We start from the raw sequence: 15,638 nt of genomic DNA on the forward strand, positions 1-15,638 counted from the left end.
ATCGGGAATTATTCAGGACGCTTTGCCGACCGCCTCCGCGTATTCGGCGAACGTCCTGGATATCCCTTGACCCGCGTCGTCATTGGCAAGCAGCAACACGCGGATGGGGAAGAGCATCGCCTTTTGGTTGGCTTCCGAAAGGCCGCGGGCTTCTCCGTTGACGCCGTGCCGCGCACGTTCCAACGCCTGCTGCACCTCGCCACGAGAAACGATGCCGCTGTCGACAAGAAGAGCATTGATTGAAGCGATGGCGGTGAGGAGACCTTCGAGTTGTAGGTTGGCGGTGTTCAAGGTTCGACTCCTTCGTGGATGAGAGGTGGCTATAAACGGCATTCTGTTCTTGAAGTTCCGAACGCTGGCTGGCGCCTGGCGCAACTGCGATGCGACGGTTGTCAGAGGTGTCGCCACGATGATGACTGAATTGCGTGGTGTTCCCTTCTTTTCCGGCAATGGGACTATTTACGCATGGAATGGATTAATCGCTACATCGATCAACCGCTGCTCGATGGCGCAGCTAATTGGCTTCGAACCTGGCATACCTTTTCCAGGCAACCTCCAGAGCGGCTCGAGCCTACCTGGCATCTCGCCGTGCTCTCGTCTCTTTTGATTGCCGCCGAACATTGTCTGCAAGGCTCCGAGTTCATACTCAGCATTTCAGTTCTCATCATGCTGGCACTTCCTTCCGCATGGAAGCTCCTTTTCTCGAAGAAAAAGACCGATACCTATGGTCGCCGAGAATATGCGCTACTTAGGACAGCCGCATTCGCAAGACGGGAGGCAGAATGGTCAGTGCGAATGACCGTCTTGATCCTGTCCGCGGGCCTTCCATTCTTCACCGGATCAGCTGACGCGACGGGCGCATTTTTTGTGTTCGGAGCAAGTATTTGGTTTGTCCTGACGGCACCCGTTAAATTCTACCTTCAGGCGGCAGAACCGCCAGAACCCAACGAGGGCGACAGATCGTTCCAACGCGGCGTCCAATTTGGATAGCCCGCGGGGGTCTTTGCCATCGAACCTGTTCCCGGCTTGAAAAGCCGATACCCTAGCTGGGCCGAAAGCTCAGCTAAGGCTGGGGGCATGACGTCTCGGAACCAATATCAATGAACTCCGTTATCTCCCACATGAATCGAAAGGAGATCGCAATGCTTTACTACGCTCTGGTGTTCTTTGTTGTGGCGCTGATTGCCGGTGTTCTCGGATTTGGGGGCATCGCGGGCGCCTCTGCTTCGATCGCCCAATTTCTATTCTTCCTTTTCTTGATTTTGTTTGTCATCTCGCTGGTCATGCAGGTGGTGAGACGACCATAAAAGCAAGAAAGAAGCAGCGTTTGTAACAACAACCCGGCTAAGGGATCGCAGCTTCGGCGATGAGGAAGCATTGAACTTCCGATGACCGCTCGGGGGAGAGAAGGTTTATTTGGATAAAAAGGCCCTATCCGGGTGATGGATAGGGCAAATGATAGTCCAGCTGTCGGGCGCGGGCACGTCCGACGGTTGATTTAGAACATATTTTTATGACAACTTCTATACGTAATTTGGCCTACCCGATCGACGGCAGTAGGTCGCGACGGATTTTCGTAATACTAGCTGATTTTCATCGACGCCGCCGCTCCAACCTCCCGCTTCCAAGCAGCGCGATAACACTTATGTGATAGTCACCATGGCCAGGTTGACTCGCAATTTGCGCGATCTAAGCTTCAGTTCTGAACTATTGTTGAGGTGTCGCCATGACTTATTTCGAGGAGACGCGAAGAATAGCATGCGAAAATGACGCCGGGCGCCGCATCGTCATTATCGAACAGTTGAAATGGCCCAAATTTGCCTTCGCGGATCGGCCGGTTGGCCCCGTCTTCGACTACATGACGGAAGACGGCCAGATCGCCAACAAGCTGGACGACGAGAATTTCCTTTTGCTGCTGACGGATGAAGTCTTCCACCGCGCCTAACTGGGCGTAGCTGAGCCTGCAGATTTATTCGGCAACCCGGCCGCACCAGCCTGGCAGGTAATCAGCATCCTTGCTCTTGGCAAACTCCAGCGATTTTTCCAGCGCCGCATCGAAATCCCGATCGACTTCTTTGCGCTTTAGGCGGCGGCGCAGGAAATCCGCCCAGAGAAATTCGCTGAACGGTGTTGTATCCTTGGCAAAGCCGCCGGCACGCCGCAACTCGCCCGCCAGCGAACGGAATGGATCATCGACCAGATCCTTGATGCTTTTTGGAATATCTTCGTAGCCGCGTCGTTTGCCGTCCTCATCGAAGGGATGCATCCAGTCGTGGCAATCCATTACGAACCAAAAGGAATCCCCATCAAGCCTCGAAAGATCGGCCACCGCCGTCACCAGAACATCCTTTACGCCTTCCTCATAGAGCGCAAGGGACAGGTGATGATGGTCGATGACATAAAATCGGCCGCGCGGCCCACGAACCGCTGGCATCATGTGATTTCCCAGAAATTTTCCGGCTTTTTCGCCATGGGCCTCTGCTGTCGCACGCCACGCCTTTCGCTTGGCTTTAACCTCGCGCATACCAACGGTTATCTGGGTAGGCCTAAGTTCCTCGATTGGAACAGGATGCAGGATCGGTTCGCGCGCCATAGCCATCAGAAGACCCTCCGCACAGAGATATTCCAGCAGATTAACACAACCGACGCGTCCGGCAACTCGCCCGAGGGCAGTAATTTAGCATAACGGCATATGTAATTGACGCTGTGCCGATTGTAGCCGCTCGACTTTTTGCCAGGACAGCCGATCACTGATCTCCATTTCAGTGACATGCAAATCGAGGCGACGGCGATTGGAAGCCGACAACGGCATTCCTCGGGAATGCGGGACAATGACATCCGCGATTTCGCCAGCCCGCAGTGCACAATAGGCGAGAAACCGCCGCGAATGGCAAGCTTCGCACATCCCTCATAAAAGATACTCCTAATGCGCCACTTGGATCGGCGCAAATAGAGAAGGGGGATATAGTGATGGGCTACGACTGGGATGGCGTGAAATCACGCCGCATGCGTGCATTGAAGCTTGGCATATCTCTGTTTATCTTCGCGATGACATTGGTAGGGCCAACAATGTTCCTTTTGCATTTTCGGTGAGGTTGGCGCTGCCGCGTGAATGGCGGACCCATTTCTGTTCGCCATGGGTGAGTGATTGGGTCGACGAGGACGCCGACCCAATGACATTGGATACCCAGACGCCCGCGTCAGAAACTTTAAGTGTGAGGGAGAACCAGCAGATTCTCCCGGCCGTTTTGCATCGCGATCCGCTCTTTCTCACGAACAAGCCCTCCGAGGTCGATATCGGGGTCACGATCCGGATCCAAGCCCTCCCAGTCCAGCGCCACTTGCAACAGCGCCATATTCGTAAGGTGGACGAGGTTACGAAGCTGTAGCGCTTCGGCTCTTTCTTTCGCTGCGGAAATCAGCCGGAACATTCTGGCAAATTCACGCGCTCTCAGGGTATCGTCTTGGGGCATGCGCGCCTCCTATTTCCAGAGACGAAGATCGGGTTTTTCATGCCGCGAGCTCCAACAGTCGGGTCGCGACAGATCGTTCGGGTTTGGGGCGGGCATATAGTGGAGCCGACACGTTGAGCATCATCCGCATGTTCCGGAGAACACGCTGCGAGACCTCGAATGCACCGCAGCAGACGGGAAATCTCCCATATCCGTCGCAGCGGCCAAGTTCCTCGACTTCGGCACCTGCCCGCTTGTACACACGCTTGAGATAGGGTTCGTAGTTGGAGATCATGGTGTGGATGCCATGGTCGAGTGCACATTCGCAAAGTGCGAGCAACAACAAGCTAAAAGCCCGGCCCGCATCGATGTCGGGAAAATCACGTGCGACGGCAGCTTCGTCGATACACATGCGCGTGCCTTCCCAAATTCCCGGGGCAACTAAGTCTGTTGCAGCTGGAAACGTATCTCGAAAGACGTCGTAGAGGAGCGTCGGCCCTGTCGTCGGCATTAGCCGTACGCCTCCGTAAAACCGCATGCGGCGCTCGTCGCACCAAACAAGGTAGGCGGGGCCGAGAGCATCATAGCAGTCGCGTTCATAAGGCCCAACGACAGTTACGTCCCAGCCGAGCGTATCGGCAAAGATCGCCTTCCGAAGGCGAAACATCTGATCGAGGATGTTCGCATACTTATGATATTCATGAGCTTGGATGACTATGAACATTTTCGCCTCCAACAGTTTTTGTCGCAAGGCAAGAATGAGCCGGAAAACCGCGGTCGGGAATTCCCTCAAATGGAGCCCCTCATTTGAGGGGATAGGTCAGGGGAGTGATGATGCGGAGCTGGACAGCTTTGGTTGTGGCTGCCGATAGGGTGGCGCAACCCAGCTTGAATCGCGCCGTCTTCAGATAATCGCGCGTCGTATGTTCGGAGATGTCGAGAATCAGCGCAATGTCCTTGTAATCCTTGCCAAGTGCTGTCCAGTGCAGACACTCGATCTCCCTCGGGCTCAAGGATGGCACCGGATCATGCTCGCCATAGAGCTCCAGCATGGCTTTGCCATGGATGAGATGGGCGAGTTCCGTCCATTCCATTCGGCAATTTGCCACCAATTCTTGCCACCTATCGATCGGCAAATCGGAGTTGATCGAAAGCAACGATCTGCGCCTGGCCTTGTCGGCTACGGGAATAGAATAACCGTTGCCGCCGAGACCATGTTTCTGCGCGTCGACCAATAGCGCATAGGCCTCTGGCGTCGGCTCCACCTCGCTCCAGTCAAACGGAAGCTGACGGAGAAAGCCTTCCCTGACAACGGGATCAATCTTGACATAGCCATGGAGAAGATATCGGGAGACCCAGGCATCGGGATAGGTGGTGCGAACAAACGGCGCGTCGATCCTGTCCATGATGGTCTGCGCGAGATGGTAAGTCACATAGTCGACGTCATATGCCGCCTGCAGAGACCGAATGGCGGTGTCGACATTGGACGCCGCTTTGATCTCGTTGAAGGCGTGCTCGAATTTTGGGCTGTCTAAACTTCCCCGCATGATGCATCACCCAGCTACATCATGATCTTACCGCGAGATCGGTTCGACAAACAAGAGCATCTCCCCACATATGAGGGGAATGACGTTCGCAAACACGGTCCGCTATCTTTGGCTTAGGAGAGCGATATGGGCCAGTCGGATGAAGCCGAGCAGGCGGTAGGCCAAGCCGCCACTGGACTAAAAACGAGCTGGCACGATATGGCCGGCTCGGAAGCGTTGATACGCGCACTGATCGCGGAACGAAGCCAACGGACAAACGAAGCGCTGTTCTGGATTCGGGTCTATCGTGCTCTGTCCTCCGAAGACATCGACGCAATCCCCCCTTTTTTGCGATGAAGGCCCGCAGGGGCCTGCTATATTTGCGACGACTTCCACCAACCGTGCGCAACTCTCTGAGACGCCCTCAGAAGATGGCATCGGGCTTCATCGGAATCTGTAGTGCCTGCTCCATCATGCCGGAATCCGGCGAAGCGGATCTCGCGCAAACGGAGCCGAAACCCAGTCCCCGGCCTTTTTGACAGACTTCTCATGCCGTCTCGTCGGACTAATCACCGTGGAGTACTTTACCGCTCGCTGGCTTTGTAATGTAATAGGGACAAAGCACAATTTATTGTCTTCGAAGTAAAAATCACAGAGGGGTCAAAGATGCGCCTCGTAGCGATTTTATTTCTTATTGCCGGCTTCGCGTACGACACTGCGCACGCTTTTCAGGAATGCAATGGAAACCCGCATGTTCGTGTGATGTGGGAGAAGCAAATCATTGAAGTCGACGGCACCTTCTTCCAAATGAAAAAGGAAAAACTCTCCAAGAAGACTGGGCGTCTCGTCGGACACGACATGGTCTTCGTTCACAACGGCGCCGGTAGCGACACCCTCATTCGACACCGCGTTTCCACCTCCTATAACTGCGTCGCCGGCGAAGGTAATGTTGGCCTAAAGCAGGCGGATGTGCAGGGGTATCAGGCCAACCCCCTTATAGAGGACAATTCTCCACCTGCGGATGCGACCATCACGGGCAGCCGGTCTAGCGCCGCCTCTGGAAAAGGACACGGCGGCGGCAAACACAAATAGGTAGCCTCCTCTGCCTCGTGACAAACAAATTCGTCACACAAATATTGAGGCGACTTTACACAATAACCAGCAAGAGGGCGGCTCATCTTCTTCTCGGAAACCGCCCATAAAAATAGATGATAATCAAATTATTAGTGCAGCACGCTGGAATTGTAGAAAAGCATCGTTGATCAACAAGGCGAAAGGCTGGAACCTCCGCGACTTTCCGAGATGGGAAGAAGATTGTCATAAATTATGTGATCTTGTTAGTTTAGGCTGTTATGAAATTTGATGGGATGCCAAGAGCCTTCCGTGAAGTTTTCGGGAAGTCCCACCAATCCCGACTTATTCAAGACATTAAAACAAACAAATAAAGCGGCTCGGCGATCCTTTGCATCGCCGAGCCGCTTTCCGATAACACCTCAAGCGGAAGTCGGGCCTGCCGTCGTTCTGGCTTCCGAAAATGCGCGCTCAGCCCCGTCTTCCAGCCGCCGGCCATGAAAGGTCGACATGGTGGTGACGACCTCTTCGATTTCTGCTGTAAGCCTTTGTTCCGTCCATCCAAGCGCCTCGGCGGCAATTGCGCCGATATCGCGCAAGCCTTGCATGGTCAACGCACCCTCGATCGCAAGCGTCGTGCGCCGGAACACCACGTCTGAAAGATGGGTGACAAGCTCTTGCCGCACGATCCAATCGATTTCCAGAGCACTGTAATGCGAAGCCCCGGAGAGGCGCACGGTGTCGGTATGTGCCGAGGGATATTCGAGGATCGCTGTGGCAGTGGTTCCATAGCGGCTCAAGAGCTGGTCGATACGCTCCGGCGCTGTACCGGTTCGTTTCGCAGCAGCGCGCACCCATTCTCCGCGCGCCGCCGAATTTGTCGGGAAATCGCGTCCACCGCCGATCGCCAGGTGTTTTGTGGATTGGCTACGAACGCGGTCCAGGCGCTTGAGAACGAGATCTGCAACCTCCTCGGCGAAGCCACGGAAGGTCGTCCACTTGCCGCCCACGAGGGAGACGATCGCAAACGGACGATCCGACTGCGGCTCGACTACCGGCGCGGAATGGTCGCGGCTGATCAGGCCCGGCGACGACGCGTCCGAAGCCGGCAGAGGCCGGATGCCGCTATAGCTGTAGACCACCTGCTCCCGCCCGAAACGAAGACTTGGCAGCAGCGACTGGACGCTTTCGAGGAAATAGTCGATCTCCGGCTCTTCGCACCGGACATTGTCGGGATCGTCACAGGGAATATCCGTCGATCCGACCAAAGCGAGACCGAGATAGCTATAGACGAGGCAAATACGGCCGTCGTCGGCTTCGAAGTAGATCATATGGCCGTTCAGGCCGCGCACGAGCTCGGGGTGATCGAGCAGGATATGCGAACCTTTCGTACCGCCGATAAGATGCGAGGGCGCGCCGAGCAGATCGTTGACGCGGTCGATCCAAGGGCCGGCGGCGTTGACGACAAGCTTCGGGGAAGCGGAAAATGTCGTGCCGTCGGCTCGCTCGAAGCTGAGTTTCCCACCCGCCGACGACGTCAGCGTGGTGAAGTTTGCGGCCAGCGCGCTCTTGTTGGCCTGAAGTCCATCCATGACCAGTTCATAGACGAGCCGTTCAGGCCGGCTGATCTTGGCATCGTAGTAAATGCCGCCCGCCACGATATCGGGGGTGACATGCGGCATTTCCTTGAGCGCGCGCTTCTTCAGCAGGAACCGGTGGCGCGGCATGACGCGGTTGCGCGACCCGAAAAAGTCATAGAGTGCGAGCCCAATCTTGATGAGAACGGCGCCGCGGCTGCGGGGGGCCGTCGTTGAGCCTGTCAGCGTGCGCAAAGCCGCCCATATGCCTCGCGTCCATGAGAAAATCGGGATGAAGGTCGGCAGCGCCTCGACGCAATGCGGCGCGTTCTGAAGCAGGAGATTGCGTTCCAGCGTCGACTGGGCAACCAGGCCGAACTCGCCCGTCTCCAAATATTTTAAGCCGCCATGAATAAGGCGCGACGGCGCAGCGCTCGTTCCCGACCCGAAGTCGGCCTTGTCGACGATGAGACAATTGACACCCTGGGCGGCAAGATCACGAAATAGCCCGGCGCCATTCACGCCAGCACCAAGAATGACGACGTCTATGTCCTTGTCCGGCAATGTCGCAAATCGTTGTTTCAAATCAGCGGTGATATCGGTCATACCATGGTTTCCTACTGAACTGCCGTTGGCGCGAGCTGCCCGCGCGGCGGCCAATTGTCCTAATCTCGCGATTCAGCGGGGGCGAGGCGGCCGATCTTCGGCCAGATTGGGGTCATCGCCTTGGCGATCTCCCGAAAGAGATCGTATCTCTCGCGATAATAGATGCTGCGGGATGCATCGGGATGGCAGGTTCTGGCAATTTTGCCGACGTCGCGGGGATCGCTCTGCGGATCCGCATAAAGACCAACACCCGCACCCGCGCAAACAGCTGCGCCCCAGGCCGCCGCCTCGTCTGTCTCCGTCACAGTCACCGGAATGCCCAGCACGTCGGCGAACATCTGGACGACCCTCGGATTGCGGGAAATACCGCCGGCAAGCCGCGCCTCCCCAAAGGCAAAACCGTCACTCAGGGCATCGACATGGATCTTATGATTGAAGGCAATTCCTTCAAGGACCGCCCGCAGCATGTCGCCGCGATCATGCCAACCGCCCAGGCCGAAGAAGCCGGCGCTTGCGGAAGCGCCATAGGGCGAGCCAAACAGATAAGGGTGAAAAAGCGCAGTCGAGGGACGCTCGAATGCGGCATCTATCTCGGGCGCCAGCAGCGCATGGATCGACCCGCCGGAGGCTTCGCTGCTTGCGCGTTCGCTGGCACAGAGCCGGTCGAGAAACCAATCGTAATTCGCCGTCGAAGCCGGAGAGATCGACATATTGTTCCATTGACCGGCCGCAATGGCATTGCGGCAGAACCAGCGCCTGTCGACGCGCGGCTCGGACGACAAGGTTTCGTTGATCGAGTAGGTGCCGGCAATCACCGCAACCACGCCGGAGGCGTAGCCACCCGCACCGAGAGCGGACGCGGTGACGTCGTGCAAGCCGGCCACGACAGGCGTTCCTTCGGCAAGACCCGTACGCGCGGCGGCAACCCGCGTCACATGGCCGACGACCTCGTCGGAACGGGCGGCCGGCGGCAAGGCATCGGCCAGTGCCTCCAGCCCGAAGAGCTTGAGTGCATCCTGCGAATAATCCTGGCTTCTGACATTGGTGAAGGAGGTACTTGCCTCTGTGCGATCGGTGCCGATCGCCTCGGTCAGGCAAAAGCGAAGCCAGTCCTTGCAGCTCATGATATGGCCGATTTCCGCAAATCGGCTCGGCTCCTGCTCCTTGACCCAGGCAAGGAGCGCCGATGGCGCCGAGACATGCGGCAATTGCCCGGTGAGCTCTATGGCTTCGTCGGCGACCGGACTTTCGAGCCAGCGATCGACGACGGCCCCTGCCCTGCTGTCGAGCGACAGGATCGCATGCCCCAGCGGCCTGCGGGACCGATCGAGCATATAGATGCCGTCACCGTGAGCGGTTGCGGCAACCGCCTGTATGTCGGACGCGGGACGCTTGCTGAGGCTGATCGCTTCAGCGATCGCGTCCGCTGTCGCCGTCCAAAGCTCATCCATGTCCCGTTCGATGTGCCGGGCCTTGGGTATGAACTGCGTGACCCGCCGCCGCGCGACTGCAATCGGCGTTCCGTCGATATCGAAGATGACAGCCTTTGTGACCGTCAGACCGCTATCAATTCCGAGCAGACTCGGCATTTTCATTACTCCGGATAGTGGAAAGGCCACAGGCATGATCCGGTCTGCGAGGAGCTGGCCGCTTTCCGGCCCCGCCTTTCATCGCCACTGTCATGACCGGCCCCCATCGCCCTTGGCGATGACAACATTGATATCTTTGGACCGCATGCGATCGATGTGGACGGACGGCGTCTGGTCATCGACGATCACTGCGTCAAACTCGCTGAGTGCCGCGAAACTGTGCAACGCGCGCCGCTCGAATTTCGTATGGTCGGCCAGAAGGACGCGTCTGACGGCGCTGTCGAACATCGCCCGTTTCGTGTCGACTATTTCCGGTGACTGATGGAAGACGATATCGTCGGTGATCGCCGACATCGAAATGAAGGCGGTATCCGCCCTCAGCCGGGTGATCTCGTTGATCGTCATTCGCCCCATGAAGGCGTTGCACCAACTGTAATACTGGCCGCCGAGGGCCAGAAGCGTCACGTCATGCATCCCCTTGAGCGTATTCATGAGGGTCAGCGAATTGGTGATCGCCGTCAGCGGAACCTTGGCGGAGAGATGGGCGGCCATCTGCAGCACGGTCGTGGAATCGTCGAAGAAGATCGCCTGGCCGGGCTCGACGAACTGCATCGCCGCGGCGGCAATCGCTTTCTTTTCGGCCGCCTGCCGGTTTGAACGATAGACATCGCTGGACTCGATGAGGCTGGTTGCGGCGGCCGTGACGATGCCGCGCGTCTTGCGGAAAAGACCGCGGCTTACGAGCTCGTCGACATCGCGATGAGCAGTCATCAGACTGATTCCGAACCTGTCGGTCAGATCCTCGATACGCATGGAGCCCTCCGTCATGACGGCCTCGGCAATCATCTGCCGGCGAACGAGCTGGCGGGTATGCCGGCTGTCACTTGGCAATTCGTCCAAGAGGGATGCTCCTAAGCTTGTCTTCCGTGTCACTTGAGCCTCTGCCGCTGAATCTCGTCGATGTCAGTTTCGTACAGCGAATGCAGTGCGAAGGCAAAAAGAGGAGTTGGAACAACCCTTTGCATTGCGCATGTCCTGGCCGTCGCCCGCGAATTTGCAGCGGCCGAATAGAGGGAGCGCCGCTGCCGGCGCTCCCCTGTTGTCATTACTGCTGCAGGACGAACGGAGCCGTGTACTTGTCCACATTGTCCTTGGTGATCAGGATGCAATCGAAGAGCTGCTTCTCGCTCTTGGCGCCGGTTTTGCCCGTCTTGATGACGTTGTCGGCCTGCTTGACGGCTTCCGCGGAGAAAGTCGCAACCGGCTGCAGCACCGTGTACTGCAGTTCGCCGGCTTTAATAGCAGCAACCGCATCCGGCGAACCGTCAAAACCGCCGACCTTGATCTTGGCGAGCTTGCCGGCTTCCTTCAGCGCGGCAATTGCGCCAAGCGCCATTTCGTCGTTGCCGGAAATGACGCCGACGATGTCGGGATTGGCCTGCAGCATGGACTGCATCTTGTCGTGACCCTGGGTGCGATCCCAGTTGGCTACTTCCTTGGCGACCTTCTGGAGGTCCGGATACTGCGTCAGCACCGTCTCGTAACCGTTGGAGCGGGTTGCGGCATTGTTGTCGGACGGAGCGCCAAGCAGCTCGGCATACTTGCCCTTGTCGCCGACGCTTTCGACCCACTGCTGGGCGCCAAGTGCGGCACCCTGCGCATTGTTGGAAACGAGCTGCGCCTTGGCGAGACCTTCCTGGTTGATTTCAGCATTGACGAGGACGACCGGGATGCCGGCAGCCACTGCCTTCTTCACGGCGCCGACCGAGCCATCGGCATTGGCCGGGTCGAGGATGATCGCGACGGACTTGTTGGTAATTGCGGTGTCGATCAGATTGCTTTCAGTATTGGTATCGCCCTTGTGGGCGGCGACGGTCGCGGTGTAGCCCAGCTTCTCAGCCGTTGCCTTCGCGATATTGCCTTCCGTCAGCCAGTAGGGGTTGGCCGGATCATTGACGATGATCGTCATCTGACCAGCGGCCCATGCCGCTCCCGTCAGAAGCGGCGCCACCGCGACAGCCGTCATAACAATACGCAAACCTTTTTTAAACATTACTCTCTCTCCCATTTGATGAGGTCAGATAAAACCGGCGAACCGGCGGTGCTTTCCGCAATCGGCGGGCTGTTCGAAGCAGGTCTGCCGTCGTGGACAAGTTCAGTTGCGATCGTCAGGCCGATTTGGTCCGACGGCCGTATTGGATGCTGTTCATGAGAACCGCGAGCACGATGACTGCGCCGGTAAAAACGGTCTGCCAGTAGGCGGACACACCGATGATGACGAGACCGTCCGATAGGAAGCCGATGACGAAAGCGCCGAGCATGGTGCCGCGGACAGTGCCGCGGCCGCCGGTGAGCGCCGCGCCACCGATCACAACTGCTGCGATCGCGGTCAATTCATAGGTGGTGCCCGCGGTCGGACCGGCCGAGGTGAGCTGCGACGACAGCACCAGGCCGGCAATGGCGGCGCAGACACCGGAAAGAACATAGACGATGATCTTCACGCGCTTGACCGGCACGCCCGACAGGTCGGCCGCGCGCTCATTGCCGCCGGAGGCATAGAGCCACCGACCGAAAGCCGTGCGGCTCAACACCACACCGCAGATGATCGCCAGCGCCGCCAATACGACGACGCCGATCGGAATGCCTGCCAGGCGGTTGAAGCCGAGCCAGTCAAAACCGGTATTGCCGAGTTCCGGTCGACCACCGAGATTGTTGTAGGTTAACCCGTTCGTCATCAGCAGCGCGATGCCGCGTGCCACATAGAGAACGCCGAGCGACGCTACGAAGGCTGGCACGCGCAAATAAGCAATCAGCACCCCGTTCACCGCGCCCACCACTGCGCCGAGGGCGCAAGTGATCACGACGACCGCCCAGACGGGCGGGTACAGGATGACGCCGAAACTCTGCAGCGTCACGCCTTGCATCATGAAACCGGCGATACAGCCCGCGAGCCCGAGCGTGGAACCGACGGAAAGGTCGATGCCGCCGTTCAGGATCACCAGAAGCATGCCGATTGCCAGGATGCCGAAAATCGCGACATGCGAGGCCATGATCAGGAAATTGTTGAGCGTGAAATAATAGGGCGAAAGAAACGAAAAGACTGCGATGATGATGATCAGCGCGAAGAACGCGCGACCCTCGAGGATCAGCCGGACAATATTGGTATCCCGCTTCTGCCCGTTGGCAACCGCTTTCTTTTCAGTGATATTCGTGACTGACATAATCAGTGCTCCATAATTGCCGGCTAGTGCGCGACCACTGCTTCGCCAGAGGCGGCCATGATCTTCTCTTTGGTGACGTCGGGGCCGAATTCGGCGGATATCTTCCCTCGGCGCATGACGATGATGCGGTGGGCAATGCTGAGGCATTCGCCGACTTCCGAGGTCGAATAGATCACCGCCAGGCCCTGCTTGGCGCGTTCGGCCAAAAGCTTGAAGACTTCCGCCTTCGCGCCGACATCGATGCCGCGGCTTGGTTCGTCGAGCAGCATGACCTTGGGTTCGGTCGCCAGCATCTTGCCGATCACGACCTTCTGCTGGTTGCCGCCCGAAAGGGAGCCGATCGCCGCGTCGCCGCCGTCCGTCTTGATATGAACCTTGCGGATCGAGTCGTTCACCAGCTCGCGCTCGCGCCCGCCGGAGGTCAGCAATCCCTTGGTGAACGCGGCGATGCTTGCGAGAGAAAGGTTGGAGCCGACCGTCATTGTCTGGACGAGGCCATCACGCTGGCGGTCTTCAGGCACCAGCACCAGGCCGTTGGCGATGCGTCCGGCAATGTTGAGATTGCCGACGTCGCGGCCTTCGAGCAGAACCCTGCCGCCATCAGATCGAAGACGTCCCGCGACGCATTCGAGCAGCTCGGTGCGGCCTGCCCCCATCAAACCATAGATGCAGACGATCTCGCCGGCGCGGACCTGCAGCGAAAGACGGTCCACTGCTTTGTAGGCAGCGCCGGAAGGGCCCGGAACCGTCAAATCTTCGAGCGCGAGCGCCACGTCACCGATCTTGTGGCCGCTGGGCGGACTTCCGAGATCGAAGTTTTCGCCGACCATGTTGCGGACGATCCATTCGAGGTCGATGTCCTTGCGCTCGGCATAAGCCGTCATGTTGCCGTCACGAAGCACGACCGCGTGGTGGGTGATCTGAAGCGCTTCTTCGAGATGGTGCGAGATATAAACGATAGAGACGCCGCGGCTCGTCAGGTCGCGAATGACCTTGAAGAGAACCTCCACCTCGCTGGCGCTGAGCGCCGAGGTGGGCTCGTCCATGATGAGGATGCGCGAATTGACCGACAGCGCGCGGGCGATCTCGACGATCTGCTGCTGACCGAGGCGAAGATCCTCGACAGGGGTCAACGGATCGATCTCCTCCTCGAGTTCCGCCATCAGGGCGCGCGTCTGGCGCTCCTCTTCGGCAAAGTCCACGCCGCCACTTTTGATGATCTCGCGGCCCATGAAAATATTGTCGCGGACATTGAGATTGGGAGCGAGGCTCAATTCTTGATGGATAATCGAGATACCGCATTCACGGGCATGGGTGGAGGAGGAAAACGAAACCGGTTGACCGTCAAGGACGATCTCGCCGGAACTCGGCTGAACGACGCCGGAAAGGATCTTCATCAGCGTCGACTTGCCCGCGCCGTTTTCGCCGAACAACGTGGTCACTTGGCCGCGGTGGATGTCGAAATTGACGCCCTTCAGAGCATGAACGTTACCATAGGATTTTGCGATATTGCGGGCGGCAAGGACGACCTCGCCCCGCGCGCCCTCATTTTGCGGCGCTGCACTCATTTGACTTCAACCTTCACCGGAGTGACGAGCCAGTTTTTGGGATTGATGAGCTTGAAGACGCCGACAACAGTCGCAGACTTGCCCGAGAGATTGTCGACGTCGAGTCCGGCAAGAACGGTCTTCTTCATCTCATTGTTGATTGCCGAGCCCGCATCCTGATATTCGATCTGATTGGTGAACTGGCCGAATTCGATGGTGCCCGTGGCATCGCGCAGGTCGGTGCCGTTGACGGCCGGACCTGTCTGGACGCGCACGACGACTTCGCCCGGCAGCCCGTCGACCTTAAGCTCGTTGTAATTGGCCTTTCGCGCACCGAAAACACCGGTCAGCGAAACCGGCAGAACCGGACCGGTACTCGTGGCCACACCGTATTTGTCGCCCGCCGCCTTCTTGTCCGCCGCAATCGCGTTGGCGAGATCGGGAGCATCGACGGCACGCTTTTCGACATTCGCCAACACTTTCGGGAATTCCTGAACGCCGTAGGCCTCCGGTGAGAACGCCTGCTCGCGCACGTCATTTTCGGAACCGATCTTGACGACGGTCGTATCGAAGGCGATCGCCGCCACAACAACCACGGCAGCGGCCACCGCAGCCAAAAGCGTGAATTTCGGCTTGGAAGCCGCGTTTTGAATTTGTGCACTCATGTTCGAAAGACCTTCGGCGCTATCGGCCGGATTGCTCTGTTGACAAGGAAACGGAAAAGGCCAGTCGCTGGCGGCCTGTCTTGGCGGAACGGCGTGCCTCGTCCACCGACACGCTTGTCCGGGTGTGAAGCCGGACTGCATCTTAAAGCGGAATGGCTCATCGAAGTTCCTCCTTGGTTGCCGGTGCTTGTCTCCTCCAATCACCTAGCCTCGCAACAAAAGCATGTGACATTAGCTGCGATAGAAATATGTTATTAACGCCACAAACCATGTTATAACTTTTTCGTCGTGTCAACGGCCCCTCGTCGCTTCAGCGGTTTCGTGACACATTTTCCATTTGCGAGACAGACCGAGTTGCAATGACCACCACATTCGCCGCCATCG

Annotated in this window: 17 protein-coding genes; 5 read left to right on the plus strand and 12 right to left on the minus strand. The window is 57.8% G+C overall.

From position 1 onward, the window contains the following. Positions 1 to 12: 12 nt before the first annotated feature. Positions 13 to 291: a hypothetical protein gene (locus PY649_RS03845; RefSeq protein ID WP_285866834.1), complete on the minus strand. Its 279-nt coding sequence runs from the start codon at positions 289 to 291 to the stop codon at positions 13 to 15. A 174-nt stretch (positions 292 to 465) separates the two neighbouring features. Here PY649_RS03845 and PY649_RS03850 point away from each other — a divergent pair, with 174 nt between their 5' ends. From PY649_RS03850 to PY649_RS03860, 3 genes are all read left to right on the plus strand, one after another. After that, entirely contained in the window at positions 466 to 990 is a 525-nt protein-coding gene (locus PY649_RS03850) for a hypothetical protein (protein ID WP_285866835.1), read from the plus strand. Positions 991 to 1,142: 152 nt separating this feature from the next. After that, positions 1,143 to 1,307, plus strand: coding sequence for a DUF1328 domain-containing protein (locus PY649_RS03855; protein ID WP_285866836.1), 165 nt, complete (start codon positions 1,143 to 1,145; stop codon positions 1,305 to 1,307). Between the two features lie 419 nt (positions 1,308 to 1,726). Then, the gene (locus PY649_RS03860; protein ID WP_285866837.1) at positions 1,727 to 1,945 is read left to right on the plus strand and encodes a hypothetical protein; all 219 of its coding nucleotides are present in this window, start codon (positions 1,727 to 1,729) and stop codon (positions 1,943 to 1,945) included. A 24-nt stretch (positions 1,946 to 1,969) separates the two neighbouring features. On the opposite strand, the gene PY649_RS03865 is transcribed toward PY649_RS03860, so the two are convergent. The 4 genes from PY649_RS03865 to PY649_RS03880 all read right to left on the minus strand — a co-directional run bounded on the left by PY649_RS03865 (position 1,970) and on the right by PY649_RS03880 (position 4,999). Next, complete coding sequence (locus PY649_RS03865; RefSeq protein WP_285866838.1) at positions 1,970 to 2,599, minus strand: ParB-like protein; 630 nt, start codon at positions 2,597 to 2,599, stop codon at positions 1,970 to 1,972. A gap of 610 nt (positions 2,600 to 3,209) precedes the next feature. Then, positions 3,210 to 3,473 carry a hypothetical protein gene (locus tag PY649_RS03870; RefSeq protein ID WP_285866839.1) on the minus strand — a complete coding sequence of 88 codons (264 nt, stop codon included), beginning with the start codon at positions 3,471 to 3,473 and terminating at the stop codon, positions 3,210 to 3,212. A 37-nt stretch (positions 3,474 to 3,510) separates the two neighbouring features. Next, entirely contained in the window at positions 3,511 to 4,176 is a 666-nt protein-coding gene (locus PY649_RS03875; RefSeq protein WP_285866840.1) for an acyl-homoserine-lactone synthase, read from the minus strand. Positions 4,177 to 4,255: 79 nt separating this feature from the next. Further along, positions 4,256 to 4,999 carry a LuxR family transcriptional regulator gene (locus tag PY649_RS03880; protein WP_285866841.1) on the minus strand — a complete coding sequence of 248 codons (744 nt, stop codon included), beginning with the start codon at positions 4,997 to 4,999 and terminating at the stop codon, positions 4,256 to 4,258. A 126-nt stretch (positions 5,000 to 5,125) separates the two neighbouring features. Between PY649_RS03880 and PY649_RS03885 the strand changes: the two genes are divergently transcribed. Further along, on the plus strand, positions 5,126 to 5,335 hold the full coding sequence (locus PY649_RS03885; RefSeq protein WP_285866842.1) for a hypothetical protein: 210 nt from the start codon (positions 5,126 to 5,128) through the stop codon (positions 5,333 to 5,335). A 309-nt stretch (positions 5,336 to 5,644) separates the two neighbouring features. After that, complete coding sequence (locus PY649_RS03890) at positions 5,645 to 6,070, plus strand: hypothetical protein (RefSeq protein ID WP_285866843.1); 426 nt, start codon at positions 5,645 to 5,647, stop codon at positions 6,068 to 6,070. A 401-nt stretch (positions 6,071 to 6,471) separates the two neighbouring features. On the opposite strand, the gene PY649_RS03895 is transcribed toward PY649_RS03890, so the two are convergent. The 7 genes from PY649_RS03895 to PY649_RS03925 all read right to left on the minus strand — a co-directional run bounded on the left by PY649_RS03895 (position 6,472) and on the right by PY649_RS03925 (position 15,254). After that, positions 6,472 to 8,232, minus strand: a complete 1,761-nt coding sequence (locus tag PY649_RS03895) for a glycerol-3-phosphate dehydrogenase/oxidase (protein ID WP_285866844.1) — start codon at positions 8,230 to 8,232, stop codon at positions 6,472 to 6,474. Positions 8,233 to 8,291: 59 nt separating this feature from the next. Then, complete coding sequence (locus tag PY649_RS03900) at positions 8,292 to 9,821, minus strand: FGGY-family carbohydrate kinase (protein ID WP_285866845.1); 1,530 nt, start codon at positions 9,819 to 9,821, stop codon at positions 8,292 to 8,294. A 90-nt stretch (positions 9,822 to 9,911) separates the two neighbouring features. Next, positions 9,912 to 10,754, minus strand: a complete 843-nt coding sequence (locus PY649_RS03905; RefSeq protein WP_285866846.1) for a DeoR/GlpR family DNA-binding transcription regulator — start codon at positions 10,752 to 10,754, stop codon at positions 9,912 to 9,914. A 172-nt stretch (positions 10,755 to 10,926) separates the two neighbouring features. Then, positions 10,927 to 11,874: a D-ribose ABC transporter substrate-binding protein gene (locus tag PY649_RS03910; protein WP_285866847.1), complete on the minus strand. Its 948-nt coding sequence runs from the start codon at positions 11,872 to 11,874 to the stop codon at positions 10,927 to 10,929. 115 nt (positions 11,875 to 11,989) lie between these two features. Then, positions 11,990 to 13,042, minus strand: coding sequence for an ABC transporter permease (locus PY649_RS03915; protein WP_285866848.1), 1,053 nt, complete (start codon positions 13,040 to 13,042; stop codon positions 11,990 to 11,992). Between the two features lie 23 nt (positions 13,043 to 13,065). Next, positions 13,066 to 14,610: a sugar ABC transporter ATP-binding protein gene (locus PY649_RS03920; protein WP_285866849.1), complete on the minus strand. Its 1,545-nt coding sequence runs from the start codon at positions 14,608 to 14,610 to the stop codon at positions 13,066 to 13,068. Continuing rightward, positions 14,607 to 15,254, minus strand: coding sequence for a DUF2291 domain-containing protein (locus PY649_RS03925; RefSeq protein WP_285866850.1), 648 nt, complete (start codon positions 15,252 to 15,254; stop codon positions 14,607 to 14,609). Before PY649_RS03925 ends, PY649_RS03920 begins: the two co-directional genes overlap by 4 nt. Positions 15,255 to 15,638: the final 384 nt, after the last annotated feature.

The organism is Rhizobium mayense, assembly GCF_030272705.1.
Classification (GTDB): Bacteria; Pseudomonadota; Alphaproteobacteria; order Rhizobiales; family Rhizobiaceae; genus Rhizobium; species Rhizobium mayense.

Excerpts from the sequence above, each read along its gene's own strand:
- PY649_RS03850 (WP_285866835.1), top strand. The coding sequence starts at position 466 with ATGGAATGGATTAATCGCTACATCGATCAACCGCTGCTCGATGGCGCA.
- PY649_RS03855 (WP_285866836.1), top strand. The coding sequence starts at position 1,143 with ATGCTTTACTACGCTCTGGTGTTCTTTGTTGTGGCGCTGATTGCCGGT.
- PY649_RS03860 (WP_285866837.1), top strand. The coding sequence starts at position 1,727 with ATGACTTATTTCGAGGAGACGCGAAGAATAGCATGCGAAAATGACGCC.
- PY649_RS03865 (WP_285866838.1), bottom strand. The coding sequence starts at position 2,599 with ATGGCTATGGCGCGCGAACCGATCCTGCATCCTGTTCCAATCGAGGAA.
- PY649_RS03870 (WP_285866839.1), bottom strand. The coding sequence starts at position 3,473 with ATGCCCCAAGACGATACCCTGAGAGCGCGTGAATTTGCCAGAATGTTC.
- PY649_RS03875 (WP_285866840.1), bottom strand. The coding sequence starts at position 4,176 with ATGTTCATAGTCATCCAAGCTCATGAATATCATAAGTATGCGAACATC.
- PY649_RS03880 (WP_285866841.1), bottom strand. The coding sequence starts at position 4,999 with ATGCGGGGAAGTTTAGACAGCCCAAAATTCGAGCACGCCTTCAACGAG.
- PY649_RS03885 (WP_285866842.1), top strand. The coding sequence starts at position 5,126 with ATGGGCCAGTCGGATGAAGCCGAGCAGGCGGTAGGCCAAGCCGCCACT.
- PY649_RS03890 (WP_285866843.1), top strand. The coding sequence starts at position 5,645 with ATGCGCCTCGTAGCGATTTTATTTCTTATTGCCGGCTTCGCGTACGAC.
- PY649_RS03895 (WP_285866844.1), bottom strand. The coding sequence starts at position 8,232 with ATGACCGATATCACCGCTGATTTGAAACAACGATTTGCGACATTGCCG.
- PY649_RS03900 (WP_285866845.1), bottom strand. The coding sequence starts at position 9,821 with ATGCCGAGTCTGCTCGGAATTGATAGCGGTCTGACGGTCACAAAGGCT.
- PY649_RS03910 (WP_285866847.1), bottom strand. The coding sequence starts at position 11,874 with ATGTTTAAAAAAGGTTTGCGTATTGTTATGACGGCTGTCGCGGTGGCG.
- PY649_RS03915 (WP_285866848.1), bottom strand. The coding sequence starts at position 13,042 with ATGTCAGTCACGAATATCACTGAAAAGAAAGCGGTTGCCAACGGGCAG.
- PY649_RS03920 (WP_285866849.1), bottom strand. The coding sequence starts at position 14,610 with ATGAGTGCAGCGCCGCAAAATGAGGGCGCGCGGGGCGAGGTCGTCCTT.
- PY649_RS03925 (WP_285866850.1), bottom strand. The coding sequence starts at position 15,254 with ATGAGTGCACAAATTCAAAACGCGGCTTCCAAGCCGAAATTCACGCTT.